Annotated in this window: 18 protein-coding genes; 11 read left to right on the top strand and 7 right to left on the bottom strand. The window is 45.8% G+C overall.

Annotated features, from left to right (window positions below; genetic code table 11):
• Window positions 1-26 precede the first annotated feature (26 nt).
• The 4 genes from H8K33_RS13720 (at window position 27) to H8K33_RS13705 (ending at window position 5549) form a co-directional block, all read left to right on the top strand.
• A complete protein-coding gene (locus tag H8K33_RS13720) occupies window positions 27-2585 on the top strand; it encodes a sensor domain-containing protein (RefSeq protein WP_186891600.1) in 2559 nt (852 codons plus the stop codon).
• Window positions 2586-2618: 33 nt separating this feature from the next.
• Window positions 2619-3506 carry a PhzF family phenazine biosynthesis protein gene (locus tag H8K33_RS13715; RefSeq protein ID WP_186891599.1) on the top strand — a complete coding sequence of 296 codons (888 nt, stop codon included), beginning with the start codon at window positions 2619-2621 and terminating at the stop codon, window positions 3504-3506.
• Between the two features lie 67 nt (window positions 3507-3573).
• On the top strand, window positions 3574-3954 hold the full coding sequence (locus H8K33_RS13710) for a SirB2 family protein (RefSeq protein WP_186891598.1): 381 nt from the start codon (window positions 3574-3576) through the stop codon (window positions 3952-3954).
• Window positions 3955-4016: 62 nt separating this feature from the next.
• Window positions 4017-5549, top strand: a complete 1533-nt coding sequence (locus tag H8K33_RS13705; protein ID WP_186891597.1) for an amidase — start codon at window positions 4017-4019, stop codon at window positions 5547-5549.
• A gap of 73 nt (window positions 5550-5622) precedes the next feature.
• Here H8K33_RS13705 and putA read toward each other — a convergent pair whose 3' ends face one another.
• Window positions 5623-9279 carry a trifunctional transcriptional regulator/proline dehydrogenase/L-glutamate gamma-semialdehyde dehydrogenase gene (putA, locus tag H8K33_RS13700; RefSeq protein ID WP_186891596.1) on the bottom strand — a complete coding sequence of 1219 codons (3657 nt, stop codon included), beginning with the start codon at window positions 9277-9279 and terminating at the stop codon, window positions 5623-5625.
• A gap of 232 nt (window positions 9280-9511) precedes the next feature.
• On the opposite strand from putA, the gene H8K33_RS13695 reads away from it, so the two are divergent.
• On the top strand, window positions 9512-9970 hold the full coding sequence (locus H8K33_RS13695; protein WP_186891595.1) for an Lrp/AsnC ligand binding domain-containing protein: 459 nt from the start codon (window positions 9512-9514) through the stop codon (window positions 9968-9970).
• Between the two features lie 72 nt (window positions 9971-10042).
• Here the strand turns inward: H8K33_RS13695 and H8K33_RS13690 are convergent, their stop codons facing one another.
• A complete protein-coding gene (locus H8K33_RS13690) occupies window positions 10043-11311 on the bottom strand; it encodes a hypothetical protein (RefSeq protein WP_186891594.1) in 1269 nt (422 codons plus the stop codon).
• A gap of 307 nt (window positions 11312-11618) precedes the next feature.
• Here H8K33_RS13690 and pabB point away from each other — a divergent pair, with 307 nt between their 5' ends.
• Window positions 11619-13478 (top strand): aminodeoxychorismate synthase component I, encoded by a 1860-nt coding sequence (pabB, locus tag H8K33_RS13685; RefSeq protein ID WP_343043824.1) that lies wholly within the window; start codon window positions 11619-11621, stop codon window positions 13476-13478.
• On the opposite strand, the gene H8K33_RS13680 is transcribed toward pabB, so the two are convergent.
• From H8K33_RS13680 to gpmA, 4 genes are all read right to left on the bottom strand, one after another.
• Window positions 13452-14219, bottom strand: a complete 768-nt coding sequence (locus H8K33_RS13680; protein ID WP_186891593.1) for a HesA/MoeB/ThiF family protein — start codon at window positions 14217-14219, stop codon at window positions 13452-13454. The genes pabB and H8K33_RS13680 overlap by 27 nt on opposite strands.
• 54 nt (window positions 14220-14273) lie before the next feature.
• Window positions 14274-15761, bottom strand: a complete 1488-nt coding sequence (locus H8K33_RS13675; RefSeq protein WP_186891592.1) for a S41 family peptidase — start codon at window positions 15759-15761, stop codon at window positions 14274-14276.
• A 98-nt stretch (window positions 15762-15859) separates the two neighbouring features.
• Complete coding sequence (locus H8K33_RS13670) at window positions 15860-17329, bottom strand: murein hydrolase activator EnvC family protein (RefSeq protein ID WP_246443601.1); 1470 nt, start codon at window positions 17327-17329, stop codon at window positions 15860-15862.
• Window positions 17265-18011: a 2,3-diphosphoglycerate-dependent phosphoglycerate mutase gene (gene gpmA, locus H8K33_RS13665; protein ID WP_186891591.1), complete on the bottom strand. Its 747-nt coding sequence runs from the start codon at window positions 18009-18011 to the stop codon at window positions 17265-17267. Before gpmA ends, H8K33_RS13670 begins: the two co-directional genes overlap by 65 nt.
• A 155-nt stretch (window positions 18012-18166) precedes the next feature.
• Between gpmA and H8K33_RS13660 the strand changes: the two genes are divergently transcribed.
• From H8K33_RS13660 to H8K33_RS13640, 5 genes are all read left to right on the top strand, one after another.
• Window positions 18167-18568, top strand: a complete 402-nt coding sequence (locus tag H8K33_RS13660) for a rhodanese-like domain-containing protein (protein WP_186891590.1) — start codon at window positions 18167-18169, stop codon at window positions 18566-18568.
• 9 nt (window positions 18569-18577) lie between these two features.
• Complete coding sequence (gene grxC, locus H8K33_RS13655) at window positions 18578-18841, top strand: glutaredoxin 3 (protein WP_186891589.1); 264 nt, start codon at window positions 18578-18580, stop codon at window positions 18839-18841.
• A 212-nt stretch (window positions 18842-19053) separates the two neighbouring features.
• A complete protein-coding gene (secB, locus tag H8K33_RS13650) occupies window positions 19054-19545 on the top strand; it encodes a protein-export chaperone SecB (RefSeq protein ID WP_186891588.1) in 492 nt (163 codons plus the stop codon).
• Window positions 19546-19644: 99 nt separating this feature from the next.
• Window positions 19645-20097, top strand: coding sequence for an SH3 domain-containing protein (locus tag H8K33_RS13645; RefSeq protein WP_186891587.1), 453 nt, complete (start codon window positions 19645-19647; stop codon window positions 20095-20097).
• A 61-nt stretch (window positions 20098-20158) separates the two neighbouring features.
• Window positions 20159-21154 carry an NAD(P)H-dependent glycerol-3-phosphate dehydrogenase gene (locus H8K33_RS13640; RefSeq protein ID WP_186891586.1) on the top strand — a complete coding sequence of 332 codons (996 nt, stop codon included), beginning with the start codon at window positions 20159-20161 and terminating at the stop codon, window positions 21152-21154.
• Here H8K33_RS13640 and H8K33_RS13635 read toward each other — a convergent pair.
• Complete coding sequence (locus H8K33_RS13635; protein WP_186891585.1) at window positions 21146-21352, bottom strand: hypothetical protein; 207 nt, start codon at window positions 21350-21352, stop codon at window positions 21146-21148. The two genes, H8K33_RS13640 and H8K33_RS13635, sit on opposite strands and share 9 nt — an antisense overlap.
• Window positions 21353-21394: the final 42 nt, after the last annotated feature.

Below are 21394 nucleotides of genomic sequence, written 5' to 3'. Positions count from 1 at the left end.
ACGCCTTACTAGTCTCTCATGCTGTCTTGCTACTGCTCATTATCGCACTAGCGATCATCATTTTCATTGTGCGTCGACGCTTAACTGCATCCAGGGTCGTCAATCGTGATCTACTGATCATTCTCCATAACAAAGAAGAACTCGAAAAAAAATTAGCTGCTGAAGAAGCACGCTTTCAATCCATGTTTGAAGATTCACCCGACCCAACCTGGATCATCGATGGCCACCAATTTACCCTGTGCAATCACGCAGCGGTGGAGATTCTCGGTTACGCTAGTAAAGAGGCCTTAAACAATACCCATCCATCAAAACTGTCACCCGAATTTCAGCCTGATGGTGAAGCATCTTTTTCAAAAGCAGAACGTATGATGCAACTAGCCGATGAGCGTGGCTTACATCGATTTGAATGGATACATACCCGCTTAGATGGCAGTCATTTTCCAGCCGAAGTCACATTATCTAGGATGACGATGAAGGGGCGGCAAGTGATTTATTGCGTCTGGCGTGACATCACCGAACGCAAAGAAATTGAAAGAAAAGAATTTGAGAGTCAACATCTACTAACCACCATTATCGACCATGCTGCCACGTTGGTTTATATCCATGACGTCAACAACAAATTGATCTTGTGCAATCAGCAATTCGAAAAAGCCGTCGGACAACAACGCTCGGCGATTCTTGGGAAGGAAAGGCATCGCTTTCTGCCGCCTGAGATTGCACAAGAACATTATCAGAACGATTTATTGGTTCTGCGAAGTGGCAACACTACTTCTTTTGAAGAAACGAATCTGGAGGCCGATGGTCTTCACACTTACTTGACGGTCAAAAATCCACTCTATTCTGAAAATGGCGAAGCGTGGGCTGTAGTTGGAATTTCTACCGATATCACTGCACGAAAGCGTAGTGAAAATGAGGGAAAATTAGCTGCCACGGTGTTTCGACACACCGCAGATGGCATCATTATTACTGACTCGTCGGCGACAATTATTTCAGTCAACCAAGCTTTCACGAGTATCACCGGTTACCACGCACAAGAAGCCATCGGGCGCAATCCTAGTATGCTGCAATCAGGACGGCACGATAAAGTTTTTTACGAAGAAATGTGGCGACATATTATCGAGAAGGGTGTCTGGCAAGGTGAAATCTGGAATCGTCGCAAAAATGGTGAAATTTTTCCCGAATGGCAAACCATTACTTCGGTTAAAAATGAGGCAGGAGAAATTAGCAATTTTGTCTCTGTCTTTTCGGACATCACCGAGGTTAAACATGCGCAAGAAAAACTCGAACGTCTAGCACACTTTGATGCGCTGACTGATTTACCCAATCGCGTATTATTTAAAGATCGCGTTACGCAAGCACTGGGTCATGCCAAACGCAATCACAAAAAACTGGCGATAGTGTTATTTGATCTCGATGGATTTAAGACCGTCAATGACAGTTTAGGTCATTCTATCGGTGACCGTCTGCTGCAATTGGTCGCACAAAGATTAAGCAAATATATGCGCTCCGAAGATACCGTATCGCGTTTGGGGGGTGACGAATTTGCTGTACTAATCACAGAACTAAACGCCAGCGGCGACGCAATCCTAGCCGCGCAAAAGATTTTGAGCGCATCACAACAACCGTATTTCGTTGATGAACACACAGTGATGGTCACCAGCAGTGTAGGCATCTCTATTTTTCCAGATGATACTGAGGATGGTAATGAATTGATCCGCAACGCGGATGCTGCGATGTATGAAGCCAAATCCAAAGGCAGAAACACCTACTGTTTTTATCAGGCAGAAATGACGGCCAAGGCACAACAACGATTGAGCGCAGAACGTGATTTACGGCGCGCGATTGAAAACAGAGAGTTCGAAGTCTGGTATCAACCACAGATCGACTTATCAACACAGCTTTTTCTTGGTGCTGAAGCACTGGTGCGTTGGCGCGACCCGACACGCGGCTTAATTCCGCCACTAGACTTCATCCCACTGGCCGAACAGAATGGCATGATTTTGGCAATAGGCGAACAGGTTTTACATCAAGTCTGCGCCGACTTTAGTGAATGGCGCTCACGTCAATTAAACGCTAAACGGCTCGCTATCAATGTTGCAGGACCACAGTTTTATCGCAGCGACATCGTTGCCACGATCAAACGCTATATGGATCAGTATCAAATTCCACATGGCGTACTGGAAATAGAAATCACCGAAACTTTTATGATGGAGAACCCACAAGAAATCAAAGAAATACTGTCCAAAATTCAGCAACTAGGCGTCACTACAGCGATTGATGATTTTGGCACTGGTTTTTCTTCACTGGCATATTTACGAGAATTGCCCATCGACACACTTAAAATTGATCGCACTTTCATCCGCGATATCCCATCAAGTAGCAAAGACATCGCCATTGTGCGTGCCATCTTAGCGCTAGGAAATAGCATGGGATTTAACGTCGTTGCTGAAGGAATAGAGACTCAAGAACAGCGCGATTTTCTCCAAGCAGAAGATTGTCGGGAAGGGCAAGGATATTACTTCGCCAAGCCGATGCCAAAAGCAGAATTTACGCAGTGGTTACAAAATCAATCTGACATTGTATAAACTGCCAAGCGCGCCACATCCAAACAATTCACAATGCAAAACAGACAAACCCGCAATTATTACCACGTTGACGTTTTCGCAGAGAAAGCCTATAGCGGCAATGGCTTAGCAGTTTTTCTTCATACTGAAAACTGGCCAGCTGATTTCATGCAAACATTAACGCAAGAAAAACAACAGTTTGAATCTATCTTCCTGTCAAATATTCAAACCACGAACGGCTATTACGCAAGCGCCAGAATCTTTACCGTTGAAGAAGAGCTGACGTTTGCAGGCCATCCGATTTTAGGTGCTGCCGCGGTTTTGCATCGTACACAGGCAAATGATCAGCAACAATGCGCGTGGACGATACAAGTCGGTGAACGTGAGATTGCCGTACGCAGCGATCACCGTGGCGATCACTTTGTGTGCCAAATGAATCAGGGCAAACCCAACATCCAAGCCGCACTTTCACACACACAAGTTGCGGGTGTTTTGCAAAGATTGGGCTTGCAGCAAAGTGACTTAATCCGTAATCTACCACCGCAAATCATTTCAACGGGTTTAGATTATCTGATCTTGCCTATACTCAGCGACGCTATCGATAAAGTGCAATTTTGCGGCAAGGATCTGGAGCAGGAACTCGCCAAATTAGGAGCGAAATTTGTTTTTATCTTCGACGTTCAAGAGCGTGAAATTCGCACCTGGGATAACGCTGGCAAAGTCGAGGACATCGCCACTGGCAGTGCTGCTGGCCCGGCGGCGGCTTATCTGTATGCACATGGTTTAGTGCAATCGGATCAGAGCATCACTATTCAACAGGGAAGATTTCGCCATCGTCCAAGTTGTTTATCGGTGGAGAAAAATAGTGATGGTGAAATTTTAGTCAGTGGCGGCGTATGGGGAATCAGCTCAGGCCATCTGGAAGCAATGCCGCGAAAATAAAGTAAGCGATTGGCTCGTAGAACAAGCATGAGCCCGATCACCATTCCATCCTTATAAAGAAAATCTCATGTACATCATCTTAAAACACCTACATCTGAATTGTATTGCACTTAGCATCGTATTTTTCGTTACGCGCTTTTACTGGCGCAAACAACATTCAAGCATGTTACAAAAAAAGTGGGTCAAAATTCTGCCGCACAGCATTGATACGATCTTGTTAGGCAGTGCGATTGGCATGGCGATTATTGCCAGCATCAATCCCTTGGAACAACATTGGCTAGCAGCGAAAATTCTCGCACTATTAGCGTATATCGTTGCGGGCACTTTCGCCATCAAACGCGCACAAAGCGCGAACGCGCAGAACATCAGCTTCGTGTTTGCGCTCGCTTGTTTTGCCTATATTCTGATGGTGGCGATCAGCAAGCAAGTCATCCCGTGGATGAACTAAATCAGACAATACCCATCCAATTACAGATCATTTGCTCAACAAAAATAGACATCGGAGACACCATGCAAGAACAAAAACACCTAGTCCTAAGTATTGCGCTGGCCTGTATGACATTCAGTGTTGCAAGTCATGCACAGAACACGGAAGATTTGCATCAGTTAAAGCAGGATTTGCAATCTGGCAAAACCACCGCTGTCCAAATTTTGGAGCACTATCAAACCCGCAGTGACAAACTCAATCCGCAGATCGCTGCGGTTAGCGCAGTCCGTGCTGATGCTAAACAAGATGCGGTCTCCGCCGATAAAAACAAAAATCCTCGCTTGCCGCTACAAGGCTTGCCTGTGATGGTGAAAGACAATATCGCGATTCAAGGTATGCCAACCACAGCGGGCTCACTCGCTTTAGCAAACAATGTGGCAAACAGTGACGCATTTATCGTTGCCAAATTACGTGCCGCTGGTGCGGTGCTGGCTGGGAAAACGAATTTGAGTGAGTGGGCGAATTTTCGCTCCACCAAGTCGACGAGCGGCTGGAGTAGCGCGGGTGGACAAACTCGGAATCCCTACAATCTGGGTAAAACACCGTGCGGCTCTAGTTCTGGCTCAGGCGCTGCGGTCGCTGCGCGTTTAATTCCCGCCGCGATTGGTACGGAAACCGATGGCTCTATCGTTTGCCCAGCTGCAGTCAATGGCTTAGTTGGATTTAAACCGACACTAGGATTAGTCAGCCGCACCGGCATCGTGCCACTCTCCCATAGTCAAGATACCGCTGGACCTATGACCTTAACCGTACGCGATGCAGCGTTATTGATGAATGTGATTGCCGGTAGCGATCCAAGTGATACGGCAACCAAAGCCGCAGATCAGCATAAAGTCGATTACACACAAGGACTCGATCCGCAAGCACTCAAAGGTAAGCGCATAGGTATCGTCAGCAAATTAGTCAAAGGCTATGACAAGCAATCCTTGGCCTTGTTTAAACGCAGTGTTGAAATTTTGAAAGCACAGGGCGCCATCATCATCGATCAAGTCGAGATTCCGCACTTGGAGAAAACAGGTAAAGATGAATACACCGTCTTACTCTATGATTTCAAAGCCGATCTCAATGCCTATCTGGCAACGACACCTAGCGCAGTTAGTACACGGTCGATGGCTGATGTGATGGCATTTAATAAGAAAAATGCGAAACAAATGATGCCGCATTTTGCTCAAGAAATCATGCAACAAGCACAGGCGAAAGGCCCGTTGAGCGACAAGGCTTACCTTGAGGCCAGTGAGCGTGCGAAACGTCTATCTGGCCCCGAAGGCATCGATGCGGCGCTCAAAAAACATCAGCTCGATGCATTGATCGCACCGACCACAGGTCCTGCTTGGGATATCAATTACAAAAAAGGTGATGTGATCACAGGCAGTGCGAGTTCTCCGGCGGCGATTGCTGGCTACCCACATTTGACTGTGCCTATGGGTTTGGTAAAAGATTTGCCAGTTGGCCTTTCATTCTTCGCTGGAGCTTGGAGTGATGCGAGTTTATTGAAGATGGGTTATGCATTTGAACAAGCACGCCCTGCATTGCCTGCGCCGAAGTTATTGAAGTAAGAATTTAAGTTCAGTAAGTACAAAAAAGCCGCAGCCCAAATAGGTGCTGCGGCTTTTTTTCAATTCAAACAAATTAACTCTGCAAACTCATCAAGCTAGCATTACCACCCGCAGCTGTCGTGTTCACACACAAAGCGCGTTCTGCCACCAAACGCCATAATGGCAATTCTGTCTTCGCATCACACTCTGCAGTACAAACAATCGCACCGGTTTGCTGTGCCAATGCCACTTTGTAGTTGGCTGCAATATCACGGCTAAGTAAAGCAAAATGCACGTGTTCAGAAGGACCGACACTGATCGCATCACTGACCAACTTCGGCAAATCTGCTGGCAACAAAGCTTTAGTTTTGCCTTCCAGCACAACGGTATTGCCTGTGGCGAGAACTGCTGCAATTTGATTGAGCAAAGTCGCAACATCGCTGGCCGCACAGAACACACTGCCGCGGGAAGCGAATGCCAAAGTATTCGTCTCACCTGTTGGGCCTGGCAACAACATCGTCATCTTATAAGGATTGAGACGTGCGTATTGTTCAGCTAACAAAGCGACATCGGCGTGGCCGTGGGTTTTCGCCCAAACGGTGAACGCATCCAAAGCAACTGGCGCTTGTTTCTCGTACACGGTATTGCCGCTAAACGTCATGTTCGGATTATGTTGCAGGCGTTTCAGATACAATGGGCCGCCAGCTTTTGGACCAGTGCCGGATTTACCTTCACCACCGAAAGGTTGCACGCCAACGACCGCACCGACGATATTCCGGTTCACATAGATATTGCCGACATGCGCACGTTGCGTGATAAATTCTATGGTTTCATCAATGCGAGAATGCACACCCAGAGTCAAACCAAAACCCGTCGCATTAATCGCATCAACCAAACCTGGCAATTGATCGCGCTGATAACGCAAGACGTGCAAGACTGGACCGAAGACCTCTTTCGTCAATTCAGACAGTGAATTAATTTCCATCACCGTCGGAGCCACGAAAGTGCCGTTGCTGCAGCTCGCTGGTAACTCTAAGCTGTAGAACGATTTAGCTTTAGTACGCATCGCGTCAATATGATTTTGCAGATTTTTTTGTGCTTCGGCATCGATCACAGGACCGATATCGGTTGCTAAACGATCTGGAATACCGACGCGCAATTCCTGCATTGCACCGCGCAACATTTCTAAAGTTTTATCAGCGATATCTTCTTGCAGACACAACACGCGCAGAGCAGAACAACGTTGACCGGCGCTATCAAAAGCCGATGACAGCACATCATTCACGACTTGTTCTGGCAATGCACTACTATCGACGATCATTGCATTTTGACCACCGGTTTCGGCGATTAAAGGGATATCAATGCCTTCCGCAACCGAACGTTTTGCCAAAGTACGATTAATGATTTGCGCCACTTCTGTCGAGCCCGTAAAGATCACACCCTTGACACGACTATCGGCCACCAATTGCGCACCGACGACTTCGCCCGTACCTGGCAAAAATTGCAAAGCACCGACTGGTACGCCAGCTTCATGCATCAGTTGAATTGCACGATGCGCGATCAAGGGAGTTTGTTCCGCAGGTTTCGCCAACACGACATTACCCGCTGCCAAAGCGGCACTGACTTCACCGATGAAAATCGCGAGTGGGAAATTCCATGGGCTAATACAAACCACTGGGCCCAACGCCTGCGTTTGCGGCTGATTTTCAACTTGCGCTGCATAGTAACGTAAGAAATCAACCGCTTCACGCACTTCTGCTAAAGCATTTGGTAAAGACTTACCTGCTTCACGAATCGCCAAAGCCATGAAATCTAAAGTCTGAGCTTCTAACAAATCACCCGCATTACTCAAGCAGGCAGCGCGTGCGGCTGACGTTTGATTTTGCCATTCTGCAGCATAGGTTTGCGCTGCAGCTAGGGCGATTTGTACATCGTTTGCATCAGCTTCGATCACTTGACCAACCACGTCGCTGTGGTTCGCTGGATTCAAGACCGAACGTGCAGAAGTCGCTGATACAGTACCAGCTAATAGCGGTGTCGCTGTCAAAGATTGCTGGCTAAATGCGCTGAAATGCGCGCTGATTTTTTGCAATTGCAATTCATTGCTGAAATCCAGACCTGCTGAATTTTGACGTTCTTTGCCGAACAGATTCGTTGGCAAGTTGATGCCACTATGCATCTTGCCTGCTAGCTTGGTCGCAATGCTGATCGGGTCTTCAATTAAAGAATCGATCGAGATTTTTTCATCGACAATTTGATTTACAAAGGACGAGTTAGCACCATTTTCTAACAAGCGACGGACCAAGTACGCCAATAAAGTTTGATGTGATCCAACTGGGGCGTAAATACGGCAAGGTTTATTCAACTTATCTGCACCTACCACTTGATCGTACAAAGTTTCACCCATGCCGTGCAGACATTGGAATTCGTAATCGGTGACTTTCGCTTCTTGCGCCCAGCTGTAAATCGTCGACAAGGTTAAGGCATTGTGTGTTGCGAACTGTGGGTAAATCACATCCGTGACCGCCAACAATTTTTGCGCGCACATCAAGTAAGACACGTCGGTGTAAACTTTGCGGGTATAGACTGGAAAACCGGGCATGCCATCGACTTGCGCACGTTTAACTTCAGAATCCCAATATGCGCCTTTAACCAAACGCACCATGAATTTACGACCACTGCGGCGCGCCAGATCGATCAAATAATCAATCACAAACGGGCAACGCTTTTGGTATGCCTGCACCACAAAACCTATGCCTTCAAAGCCTTCTAAGTCTTTATCGAAAGCCAGTGCTTCCATCAAATCTAAAGACAATTCCAGACGATCGGTTTCTTCTGCGTCGATGTTTAGGCCAATATTGTATTGCTTCGCGAGCACCAGCAATTTTTTCAACAATGGCAGCAATTCTTCCATCGTACGCGCACGTTGCGCGCGCGAGTAACGTGGGTGCAAGGCTGAAAGCTTGACTGAGATACCTGGACCATCTTTGATGCCACGACCGTTTGAGGCTTTACCAATCGCATGAATCGCGGTTTCGTATGCTTTGTAGTAAAACGCTGCGTCATGCATGGTCAACGCAGCTTCCCCCAGCATATCGTAAGAATAACGATAGCCACGCGCTTCATTCTCTTGACTGTTTTTCAGTGCTTCATCGATCGTCTGACCTGTCACGAATTGATTACCCAACATGCGCATCGCGAGGTCGACACCTTTACGAATCAAAGGCTCACCGCCTTTCGCGATCAAACGCGTCAATGCAGAACCCAAGCCTTGGTCACTATTGGTGCTGACCAATTTACCCGTTACCAGCAAACCCCAAGTCGCAGCATTCACAAACAAGGATGGCGATTCGCCCAAATGTTTGCGCCAATCGCCTTTACTAATTTTGTCAGCGATCAAACGATCTTTAGTCGCCGCGTCGGGAATCCGCAACAAAGCTTCCGCCAAACACATCAAAGCCACACCTTCTTCTGATGACAAAGAAAATTCATGCATTAAGGCATCCACACCAGAAGCGCGAGTACGCTGTTGGCGCACAGAACTCACCAATTTCTTCGCCAGTTCATGAATGTTGTTTTTTGCTGCAGGGATTTCCTGCAAATTGGACAACAACCAAGCGACCGCTTCCGCCTCATTGCGACGATAGGCTTCAGTGATATTGACTCGTAATTCAGAGGAATTTGCTAGCAATTCTTGCTGCAGGGCTTGGAAAGGCGTGGTGCTTGAAGTTGGATTCATGGAAGGATTCATCATTTATTTATAAAAGCAAATATGATTTAATTGTATAGATCATTGGCGAGGATTAATTCTGGAAATTCCGAGGTATATCGAAATATTCTATTTTGTGCGACAATTCCGCCAAATATTATTAATGAGCACTTATTCACTTCGCAAGTTGTACTCAACAGCGACTTAAAAGCAGCTCAATAACGATACGACGGCTACTCAACAACTATTTAATAACTACTAAAACTGCCTTCTTATGCTAGACAAAATCAGTAAAAGAATCTTGGCCGAATTACAAAATGACGGCCGCATCAGTAATGTAGAACTTGCCACGCGCGTCAATTTGTCTCCGGCAGCTTGCCTGGAGCGTGTTCGCAAACTGCAAGAATCAAACTACATTTTAGGCTATACCGCCCAACTTAATCCACATTTACTCGATGTCGCTTTATTAGTGTTCATCGAAGTGGTCTTAGATCGCACCACACCAGATGTGTTCGACGCATTCAAACGCGGCGTGCAAGCTATTCCAGAGGTATTGGAATGTCACATGGTGGCCGGTGGTTTTGATTACTTGGTCAAAGCACGTGTTAAAGACATGAATGCTTATCGCGATTTCCTCGGTAAATCTTTGCTGCAATTAAGTGGTGTTCGCGAAACACATACTTATGCAGTCATGGAAGAGGTCAAGAACACGACAGCCTTACCGATCAAATAAATTGCTGACCTGCATAAACAAAAAGCAGTAAAGACCAAATCTTTACTGCTTTTTTGTATGCTTTGTTCAAACTTATTTCATGTAAGTCCAGTAACGTGCCAATTCAACTGCACCATCGTTGCCCTGCACTGTCTTCAGCACTTCTGCTGCTTTAGCTTTATTGCCCGCTTTATGATACGCCACCCCTAAATGCAGTTTCGCTTCTTCTGGATATTTCAAACCACCTTTCGCTAAACCTGCTTCGATCAAAGCGATACCACGATCATATTGCCCATAGGTGACAAAGTTGTAGCCCATGTTAGTCATGGCTAAACCAGTCTTCGCGGCTTTTGCAGCAGTTTCGCCAGCGTCTAAAGTTTTCGCATCATCTGCAGCTTGTTTATTTGCTTTATCTTGCAAAGGCTTGTGTTTGGCCATATTTTTGCCCTTACCGAAATAGCCCGCTTTATAAGCAGCATCGACCACAACTTTTGCTTCTAAAGGCAAACCCGCTAACAAAGCAATCTCTGCCATCTCCATGTACTGAGTATCATCTTCCAAATTGTCATTTGCTAACATCAAACGATACCAATCCAAACGCAAGCGGTCGCTAAAACCTTGTTTGCCAATCAAGCGATACATCAAATCGGCCCAATATTCTTTGGTTGCATGATACTTTACCAGCAACTCTAATGCTTGAGTTGAGGAATCAATATCTTTCAATTTTGTCGCGGCGCCATGCAATAAACGCAAACGTTTTTCGTCTGGCACTTTACCTGCTTGTTCATCGCTGGCAATTTGCGCTTTTACTTCTTTTAATGCATTTGCAAAATCATCTGCAAGATAGTAATTCTGCACAAGTAAATCCTGCATCATGGTATTGCTTGGATTGGCAGCCAAATAACGTTTAGTCCACACTTGTGAATCGGCATATTGCTTCAAAGTGTAAAAAGTACCGGCCATGCCTTCCATAAACCGAAACTTTTCTTCTGGTGACAAGAATTCACTACCGATTAAAGCCTCAAAACTTTTCGCCAATGCGACATTGTCGCCCGTGCCAGAAGCAATCGCAGCGCGGGTACGATTTAAGACAAAAATTTCGTAATCTGTTTTCTTTTCAGATGCATCCAAGGCCGCGACTTTTTCTGCTGCAGCTTGGTACTGCTTCTCACCAATGAGTTTTTGAATTTCTATATATGGTTTAGACCATTCAGTACGAATCACTTCTTTCTTTGCTTTTTCTTTCTCTTCCGCAGTTTGCGTCGGCGCTTGCGCTTGAGCAGTTGCTGGCAATACAGAAATAGAAGCGGTACCAAGGGCTACGAGGAATGCCGCCAAGGCGATAGGAGATTTTTTTATCATGGCTTTAAATATAGTGAGCGAATGAACAGGACAACCCAAATAAAACATTTTTTATACGCAGCTGTAAACAGTCGCGGTCTAATGACTGCATTGTAAGACCAGTTTACAAGCCACTTTGTTCGCGCATTATAACGCGTTTATTGTGACTCTCTACTGCTAACGCAGTTCACGCATTTTGGTTTCAGGTTTCTATTTAATTTGCATCAATTTTCACTTTTATTCACAATCCAGAAAAAATCGCACGACCTGCTGCAAGAATAACAATCTACGAGTAAACTACGCCAGATTCCAATCTCGTCTAAGTATTGTGTCAACCCATCCCCCATTCAACGCCATCGACAATCAGGCTCATGACTGCTTCGCATTATTAGATGATGCGCAAAGCGAGGCTGAGGATTCGCGTTTCTATTCTGATTTAGTTGAGCATTTATATTGCCGATCTGCGCAAGAATGGGCACCGCTCTGGAAGCAGGCACAGCAAGCACTTGATGCTGGCTATTTTGTACTAGCAATACTAAATTATGAAACGGGTGCGCAGTTACAGGCGATCAACGCACGGCCTGAACATCAGCTATCGCAGGCCGTTTCACAATTACTCATATTTCGCCAATGTCAGCGCTGGAATAGACAAGAAGTCAGCCGCTGGTTAACGCTGCAATCTGCACATCAAATTGCCGGGATCCGAGCGATTCGTAAGAGTGTCAATCAAGACGAATTTACAGTAGCAATTAAGAAAATACTCGCGTATATCGCAGCTGGCGATACTTATCAGGTTAACTATACCTATCGATTACATTTTCAGACTTACGGATCGGCCATCGCTTTGTATCAAGCTTTGCGTCAGCGTCAACCTGTTCCATTTGCTGCCTTGATTGCCTTACCTGATGGTGCTGCAATCCTATCACTCTCGCCCGAATTATTTTTCCGCCATCAACAAGGGCAATTATTCGCGAAGCCAATGAAAGGCACGGCCGCGGCAAGTGGCGACGACCAACAAGATCATTTGATCGCAAAACAACTCAGTCAAGATCCTAAAAATCGCGCAGAAAATCTGATGATTGTTGACTTGCTACGCAATGACTTGGGCCGCATTGCAGAAACCGGCTCAGTCAAGGTTCCAGCTTTGTTTGAAGTGCAGCGGTTCACCAGCGTGCTACAAATGACCTCAAGCATCACTGCGCGACTACGTCGTGAGCTTGAACTCGACACGGTGATGTCGGCATTGTTTCCTTGTGGTTCGATTACGGGCGCCCCCAAACATCGGACGATGGAGATCATTCGTGAAATAGAAACAGAAGATCGCGGTATTTACACTGGTGCGATTGGCTGGTTCGATCCCCCTATTTCACCGCAAACCATCGGTGATTTCTGCTTGTCTGTGCCGATTCGTACACTGGCTTTACAAGCGCAAGATGCTGATGGCTGTCGAACGGGCACAATGGGCGTTGGTGCAGGCATTGTCTTTGATAGCAAAGCTGATGAAGAATATGCCGAATGTGCATTGAAGGCAAAATTTCTGACCGGCCTACACCCAGATTTCAGTTTATTTGAAACTATTTACGCAACCCAGGAAGAAGCATGCCGCCACTTGGATCGACATCTGAACAGGTTGCAAAAATCGGCTGAGTATTTTGAATTTCACTTTGACAAAAACGCGATTCAAGATCAGTTGAAACATTTATGTGCCAAGCTTATCCCTGCCAAGTCATACCGCGTACGATTATCACTTAGCTATGACGGAACCATACAATTACAACATGCCGAGCTCAACACGATCACCGAGCCTGTCACACTAATTTTCAGCCAAGAGACCTGTACAACACCAAGCATTTTTCTTGCACATAAAAGCAGTCACCGTGCAGTGTATGATCGGGCTTGGCAGAACGCGGAAGCACAAGGAGCGTTTGACAGCTTATTTGTAAATTCCGCAGGAAAAGTCACAGAAGGTGGTCGTAGCAATCTATTCGTGCGCATCGGATCACAATGGTTTACACCACCAGTCAATGATGGTGTTTTGCCAGGTATTATGCGCAGCGTATTATTGGACGATGTGCTGCTTCAAGCACAAGAACGTTCTTTGAGTATTGATGAAGTACGACAGGCAGATGAAATTATTGTGTGCAATGCCTTACGTGGTGCACTACAAGCCAGACTCAGTGTGACTTAATCCACAAACTGGGCAATCACTATTTTTTGAAATAGCTATCGTAGTCCAATCCATGTGCATGGCATCAAGTAACATCAAACGACCATTTAAAGTTTGTCCCAAATCCATCACAATCTTGAGCGCTTCCGCCGCTTGCATGGTGCCGATAATTCCTACCAAGGGGGCGAATACTCCCATCGTAGAACAACGCACCTCTTCCACTTCCTGATCAGCAGGAAATAAACAGGCATAACAAGCGGCGTCTTTTTTTCGGGTATCAAATACGCTGATCTGTCCGTCAAAAGAAATCGCTGCGCCCGAGACTAAGGGGATTGCAAATTCGACACATGCTGCATTCACGGCATGTCGCGTTTTAAAATTATCACTACAATCTAAAACCACACTCGCGCTACGAATCAATTCGCGCAAACGCTCTCCCTCCAAGCGTTCTTTGATCGCATCAAGTCGCACTTCTGGATTGATCTGATGCAAACACATCTTGGCAGAAGCGACTTTACTTTGCCCTACCCGTTCAGTTGTATGCAAAATCTGACGCTGCAAGTTGGTGAGATCCACCACGTCGTCGTCAACGATGCTCAAATGACCAATTCCTGCACTTGCTAAGTAAAGTGCAACAGGAGAACCAAGACCGCCGGCACCAATGACCAAGGCATGCGCATCCAGAATTTTTTGCTGTCCTTCGATTCCAATCTGATCGAGCAAAATGTGTCGCGAGTAACGCAGTAATTGATTGTCGTTCATGATCAAGAAGTAAGTACAAATCAGCGATTTCGGAGGTCCTCAATCGCTATTTTTTTATTTTTTATTCGCGTTATTTTTTGTATTGGTTTTCGGATTAGCGGCAGGAGCAAACGCAGGCGCATTGGCCGCAGTTTCAGTGTTGATCGTTTTCAAAGGCGTTACTTTCACTGCCACGCCTTTTAAATGATTCAATGCCTGTTGCAATTGAAAATCTTCCTTGCTACCGAATTCTACTGGCGTACTTTTCTTGGCTAATTCGACTAAGCGCTTTTCTTCTTCCACTTCGTCGACACTAAGCGCTTCTGCTTCTGCCTCAGCCTCTTTGTCATTGCTTAAATGTTTGAGCAGATCCGCCTCGCGTGAACGCAATGCATTGAACCCATCACCGTTGGCGGTTTCTTCTACACGTAAATCTGGTTGTATACCTTTGGCCTGAATTGCGCGACCTAGCGGTGTGTAATAACGTGCAGTGGTCAATTTAACCGCTGTTTCATCCGTGATCTGATGGACGGTTTGCACCGAACCTTTGCCATAACTTTGAGTACCCAAAATGGTCGCTCGACGATAATCTTGCAAAGCGCCCGCTACAATTTCTGAAGCCGATGCAGAGCCAGTATTAATCAATACCACCATAGGCACATGCTTCACCGCTGCAGGCAATTTTGCTAAAGGATCACTGCCGACTCGACCAGCATAAAACTCGCGTTTGGCAAAATAAGTGCGTTTGGAGTCTTCAACTTGTCCATTGGTAGAAACCACCGCCACGTCTTTAGGTAAGAAAGCAGCAGATACCCCAATCGCCCCCGGCAATAAGCCGCCCGGATCATTACGCAAATCTAATACCAAACCCTTCAAAGCAGGATCTTCCAAATACAAGGCATTAATTTTCTTGACCATGTCTTCCAGCGTCGGCTCCTGGAATTGAGAAATGCGTAACCAGGCATATCCTGGTGCCACAATTTTCCCTTTCACACTGTGCTGCTTAATTAATTCGCGGATCAATGTGACGACGATGGGTTTATCTTCCGTCTTGCGCGCGATGGTCAAATCAATTTTAGTGTTCGGCTCGCCGCGCATTTTTTTTACCGCATCATCAATGCTCAAGCCTTTAATGGGAACGCCATCGATACGGGTAATCAAATCGCCAGGATGAATGCCCGCGCGTGACGCGGGTGAGTCTTCGATAGGTGAAATTACTTTGACGTAGCCATCTTCCATCGCGACTTCAATACCCAAGCCAATAAATTTGCCCTCGGTACCTTCACGTAACTCCTTGAAAGATTTTTTATCTAAGTAAGCTGAATGCGGATCTAAGGCACTGACCATGCCATTAATCGCCTCGTTGAGCAATTTCTCATCTTCAACAGGTTCAACATAATCTGATTTGATCATGCCAAAGATTTCTGTAAATTCACTGAGCTTTTCTAATGGCAAAGGCAAACCTTGCATTTTTTGTGCGAGCGCAGAATATTGCAGCGAGGCCGCGACTCCTGCGACCACACCAAATCCGATCAAGCCTAAACTTTTTAATTTACTGCCCATTTTTCTACAATCGCCTTAACCGAACTCAATTTATCAATACAAAATTTGCCACCAAAATTCATTTACTCATCAGACTACTTATGTACCAACTTATGCATCTATTTACGCACCCAACTCATCGGGTCAAATACTTGTCCCTTATAGCGCATTTCAAAGTATAGACCTGTTTCTTCGTTGCCGCCGCTATTGCCAGCATTAGCAATCGTGTCACCGGCTTTGACCACATCGCCCGCATGTTTCAGCACGGCTTGTGCGTTGCTATAAAGACTCAGATATTGGCCACCGTGATCCAAAATGATCATATTGCCAAAACCGCGTAGCCATTCGGCAAATACCACTTTACCTGCCGCGATGGCCTTCACTTCAGCGCCTTCGCTAGCTTTGATAAACAGACCTTTCCAACTCGGACCATCACCGCGTTTCGTACCAAATCTGGCGATCAGTTCACCTTTTACTGGCAGAAACAACTGCCCTTTGAGACGATTAAATTCGCGACCATCAAACATTCCCGCAATCGGCGTCTGTTCAATTGCCATGCCTTTGCTGACTTTAATTTCTTCGGTTTCTTTAGTCACTTTGCTAGCATTCTTACCAGCAAGTTGATTCTTTTCTCGTTGTGCTTTTTCTTGCGCTAACTTTTCTTGACGCTGTTTTTGTAACTCAGCCAGACGAGCCTGTTCGGCCTTCGCTTGCTCTTCCATTAACTTATTTAGGCGCGATACCAGATTACTTAAACGCTGTTCATCTTTTTCCAGGTTCGCAGCTTCTTTCTTCTGTGTATGCAACTTGCTGGCAAGTTGCGACAACAGCGATGCGTGACGCTTTTTCTCTTTTTCTAAGCCTTGTTTATGTTCACGCTCTTCCTGCGCGATTTCATCAAGCTCGTCTTTGGTTTCTTGTGCCGCCTGTTTATTCTTTTCGATTTCTTCTAAGCTAGTACGTAATGCATCAATCATTTTTGCCTGCGTTTGCGATACATAGCTCATGTAATGCAATTCGCGATTAATACGATTGGGATTATCACCAGACAATAACAACTTAATTCTGTCACTATCACCATGCATGTATTGACGACGCAGAAAATCCGATAGTTGTTTTTTCTGTTGTTCTACCTGCGCGCTTAAACGTGCTTGCTCGGCAATCAACTGATTCAATCGTTCATTCGCTGCTTGCTGTTCAATTTGTAGATCACGAATTGAACGATTCGCTTCGGAAATCGCTTGTTCAGAATCTTCCAGCGCATCACTGGCTTTTTCTTTGGCAGATTCTGTTTTGCTAATATCTTTTTTCAGTGCCTTGAGTTTTTGCTGTAATTCAATGCGGTTTGCTTCAGCTTGTTTCTTTTCTTTCGCACGTGCGCTCTGCGCGTATGCAGAATTCGCAAGCAAACAAAAACTGATCGATAAACTGATTGAGCAAAGCAGGCAAACCGCCTTTATCTGTTGTGATAAAGCAGGTTTGCCGCTTGATTTTTGGCCCGACAAAGGAGAAAACAACATTGGTTTATTTCGACTTCCCTTGATTTGCAACGGCTGCCAATGCAGCAGCAATGGCTGTTTGGTCGCCAAGATAATAACTCTTAATCGGTTTCAAATCTGCATCCAATTCATACACCAAGGGCTGACCATTTGGAATATTCAGATTCACGATGTCATCATCACTAATACCATCTAACATTTTGATTAAGGCACGCAGACTATTACCGTGCGCCGAAACAATAATCCGTTTACCAGAGCGAATCGCAGGTGCAATCGTATCGTCCCAGGCAGGTACCACGCGCGCGACCGTGTCTTTCAGACATTCAGTTAAAGGAATCTGTTCACGCTGCAAACCCGCATAACGTGGGTCATTGAATGAAGTGCGCTCATCATTTTCGTCCAAAGGATTCGGTGGCGTGTCATAGCTACGACGCCATACCAACACTTGTTCATCGCCATACTTTGCAGCAGTCTCGGCTTTGTTCAAGCCTTGTAAAGCACCGTAGTGACGTTCATTCAAACGCCAGTCGTGCTGCACAGGCAACCACATTAAATCCATTTCATCCAAGGTACCCCATAAGGTACGAATCGCACGCTTTAATACGGAAGTAAAAGCTAAATCAAATGTAAAACCAGCTTCTTTCAACAGTTTGCCCGCTTGACGCGCTTCAGCCACGCCCTTTTCAGTCAGATCAACATCAGTCCAACCAGTAAAACGATTATCGAGATTCCAGGTGGATTCGCCATGACGCATCAATACAATTTTATACATGATATTTGCTTAAATTACGTGGGTTGAAGAGGACAAGATAGAATTTGCTTGGGATTTCATTCAGTTTTCAAACAGTTTAAAACTAAATTCCCCTTCTATTTTATAATGAGGCGCTTGTCTTAACCACTTATAACCATTCTTAACGCGGGAAAACTGTGAATTTCATTAGCGACAATCTGTTTCTGCTGTCCATCGCCATCATTTCTGGCGGTGCCTTATTACTTCCTAGCCTGCAAAGACGCGGTGCCAGAGTTTCGCAATTACAAGCGACTCAATATATGAATCAGGCCAAAACACTGGTTCTGGACGTTCGTAGTGTAGAAGAATTTGCCGCAGGTCACTTGCCAAATTCTAAAAACATTCCATTGAAAGAATTAGAATCAAGAATAAAAGAGATCGAGAAGTCCAAGACAAATGCGGTGATCGCGGTCTGCGCCACTGGCGTGCGTTCAAGTTCTGCGGTTTCCATTTTGAATAAAGCTGGCTTTGAAAAAGCATTTAGTTTAGACGGTGGGGTTGCGGCTTGGCAGTCGCAAGGCTTACCAACAATTAAGTAAGGAGTGGTCATGGTTGCGCATGTAGTAATGTATAGCACTGCAGTTTGTCCGTATTGTGTGATGGCAGAACGTCTGCTGAAATCCAAAGGTGTAGAAGAAATCGAAAAGGTCAGAGTTGATCTCGATCCAGCAATTCGTGAGGCAATGATGCAAAAAACCGGGCGCCGTACGGTTCCTCAAATTTACATCGGGGAAACACATGTTGGTGGTTTCGACGATTTATCAGCCTTAGACCGTGCCGGGAAACTAGATTCGCTGCTAAATCCAACATAAACCGCAGTGCACAAGCGGCTTTGATTGCGGTTTTTCGGTGGTGCTTGCTACAATAGCAGGCTAATTCTGTTTAGTTTGCTTGCATCACAAATATGATTTATTTGCATGGCAAAACAAGCCCAAACAGAATGGGGCTTGAATATCACGTATTTGTCCCTATGTAAGCAGCTAGCTGTTCCTGATTAATTTATAGAATTTTAAGAAAGCCTCACATGTCCGACCAAAATTTGCAGCCAATTTTCCAAATTCAACGCGTCTATCTGAAAGATTTGTCGCTCGAACAACCAAATTCTCCAGCGATTTTCTTGGAACAAGATGCGCCAAGCATCGAAGTTACTTTAGACGTAGGCGCAGAGCCATTGGCTGAGGGTATTGTTGAAGCAACAGTGACTGTGACTGTTACTGCAAAAGTAAAAGACAAAGTTGCTTTCTTGGTTGAAGCAAAACAAGCTGGTATCTTCGAAGCACGCAATATTCCACAAGATCAAATGGATCCATTGTTAGGCATCGGCTGCCCAAATATCATCTATCCATACCTGCGTTCTAACGTAGCGGATGCGATTTCTCGTGCAGGTTTCCCACCGATCCATTTGACAGAAATCAACTTCGAAGCGTTCTACCAACAACGTTTGGCGAACATGGCTGAGCAAGCTAAGTTGGCAGCGGAAGCGGGCAATACTGACGCAGCTGCAACGACGCACTAATTCAGTACTCATGCAGCACTGATTGTATTACTAACCCACTAAGCCTGAAATCAGACCTAGTGGGTTTATCTTTTTAGATCTTCATCCTAGGGTTACGCAATGCGCCTTATCTCCAGACTATCAACACTGGTTTTGTTAGGATTAAGTTCTGTCTCCGCTTCTTCCCTCGCGTTAGAATTCCGCTCGGTTGGTGCCGCGCCAATCATTATGTATGACGCACCATCTGCACGCGGTATGAAAATCTATGTCGCACCTGCTGGGATGCCCGTAGAAATCATCTTAACCTCAGGCGCCTGGTGCCGAGTTCGTGATATGAACGGTGATTTAAGTTGGGTCGAAGCCAAAGATTTGATCCCACGACGCAATCTAGTGGTAAAAACGGCGACAGCAAGAATTCGTGTTGCGCCCGAAGAATCTGCCACGATGACGTTCAGCGCCGATAAACACGTTCTATTAGAAATGGCGGAACCTGCGATAGGTGCGTGGGTTAAAGTCAAACACCGTGATGGTCAAACTGGTTTCGTCCGCACCAGCGAAGTGTGGGGACTGTAGTAATCGCAGCACTGACTTAATCTTCCTTCTGTACTAATTCAAGCAAATAAATAGGTTGATGATGAAAATTACCGTTCTCGGCGCTGGCGCCTGGGGTACAGCTTTAGCTATTTCACTTGCTAGCAAAAATCAGGTGATCCTGTGGGGACGCAATCAATCCGCCATGGAGGCTGCGCAAATAGCACGTGAAAATCAGCATTATTTGCCTGGTTTCCCACTGCCAGAGAATTTACAAGCGAGTGCTGATTTTGATTTAGCACTACGCCATGTGCTTGATGACGGCTTATTGATTATCGCCAGTTCAGTATCAGGTTTACGTCCCATCCTACAGCAATGCAAATCTTATCCATTAAAAAATGTCGTATGGTTGTGCAAGGGTTTTGAAGAGACTAGTCGTTTACTCCCACATCAAGTGGTGAAGCAAGAATTAGGCGATCAGATTCCTGCTGGCGCCTTATCAGGTCCATCCTTTGCGCAAGAGGTAGCACAAGGCTTGCCTTGCGCTTTAACCATCGCCTCAAGCTCAGCTGAACTTTGCCAGATCGTGGTGGATGCAGCGCATAGCCCTAACTTACGAATCTATTCCAGTGACGATGTAGTCGGTGTCGAAGTTGGTGGAGCCGTCAAAAATATTCTGGCGATTGCTACTGGGGTCGCAGATGGTTTGGGCTTAGGATTAAACGCACGAGCCGCGTTAATGACGCGTGGTTTAGCAGAGATTAGCCGACTTTGTACTGCGCTCGGTGGTCGCTTGGAAACCCTAATGGGACTGACAGGTGTTGGTGATCTCATTTTGACCTGCACTGGTAATTTGTCACGCAACCGCAAAGTCGGTTTGGCACTAGCAGAAGGAAAATCCTTAGAAACGATCATCCAAGAATTAGGTCATGTCGCGGAAGGTGTGCGCTGTGCGCAAGCGGTCAAAGCACTGGCGCAGGAATTAAAGATTGATATGCCAATTACAGAGGCGGTCGCCAGCGTCTTATTTGAACAGGTAGCAGCACGTGACATGATAGAGCGCCTACTATCACGCAACGCAAAGATGGAGTCAATATAAGGGATAGTCATCGCCGATGACCCGGGCAATCACAGGCTCGGGGACATTTTTTTCGCGCAAAAAGGCAATCGCTTTGAGACCACCGAAGGATTCGGCATATGTCATACCAAGATCAACCAACATCCGCGTCAACATATCGCGTCTACGCAAAGGGCGCCGAAACTTATTCAAGCATTTACGCTTTCTACAGCCTGACATAGTGGACTCCGGTTTTTAGTTCGTATTGCAATGACGCAATAT

This window comes from Affinundibacterium amnicola (assembly GCF_014284275.1).
GTDB lineage: Bacteria > Pseudomonadota > Gammaproteobacteria > Burkholderiales > Burkholderiaceae_D > Undibacterium > Undibacterium amnicola.
Note: the sequence above shows the minus strand (reverse complement) of the source record. Positions and strands in the feature narration are given on the sequence as shown.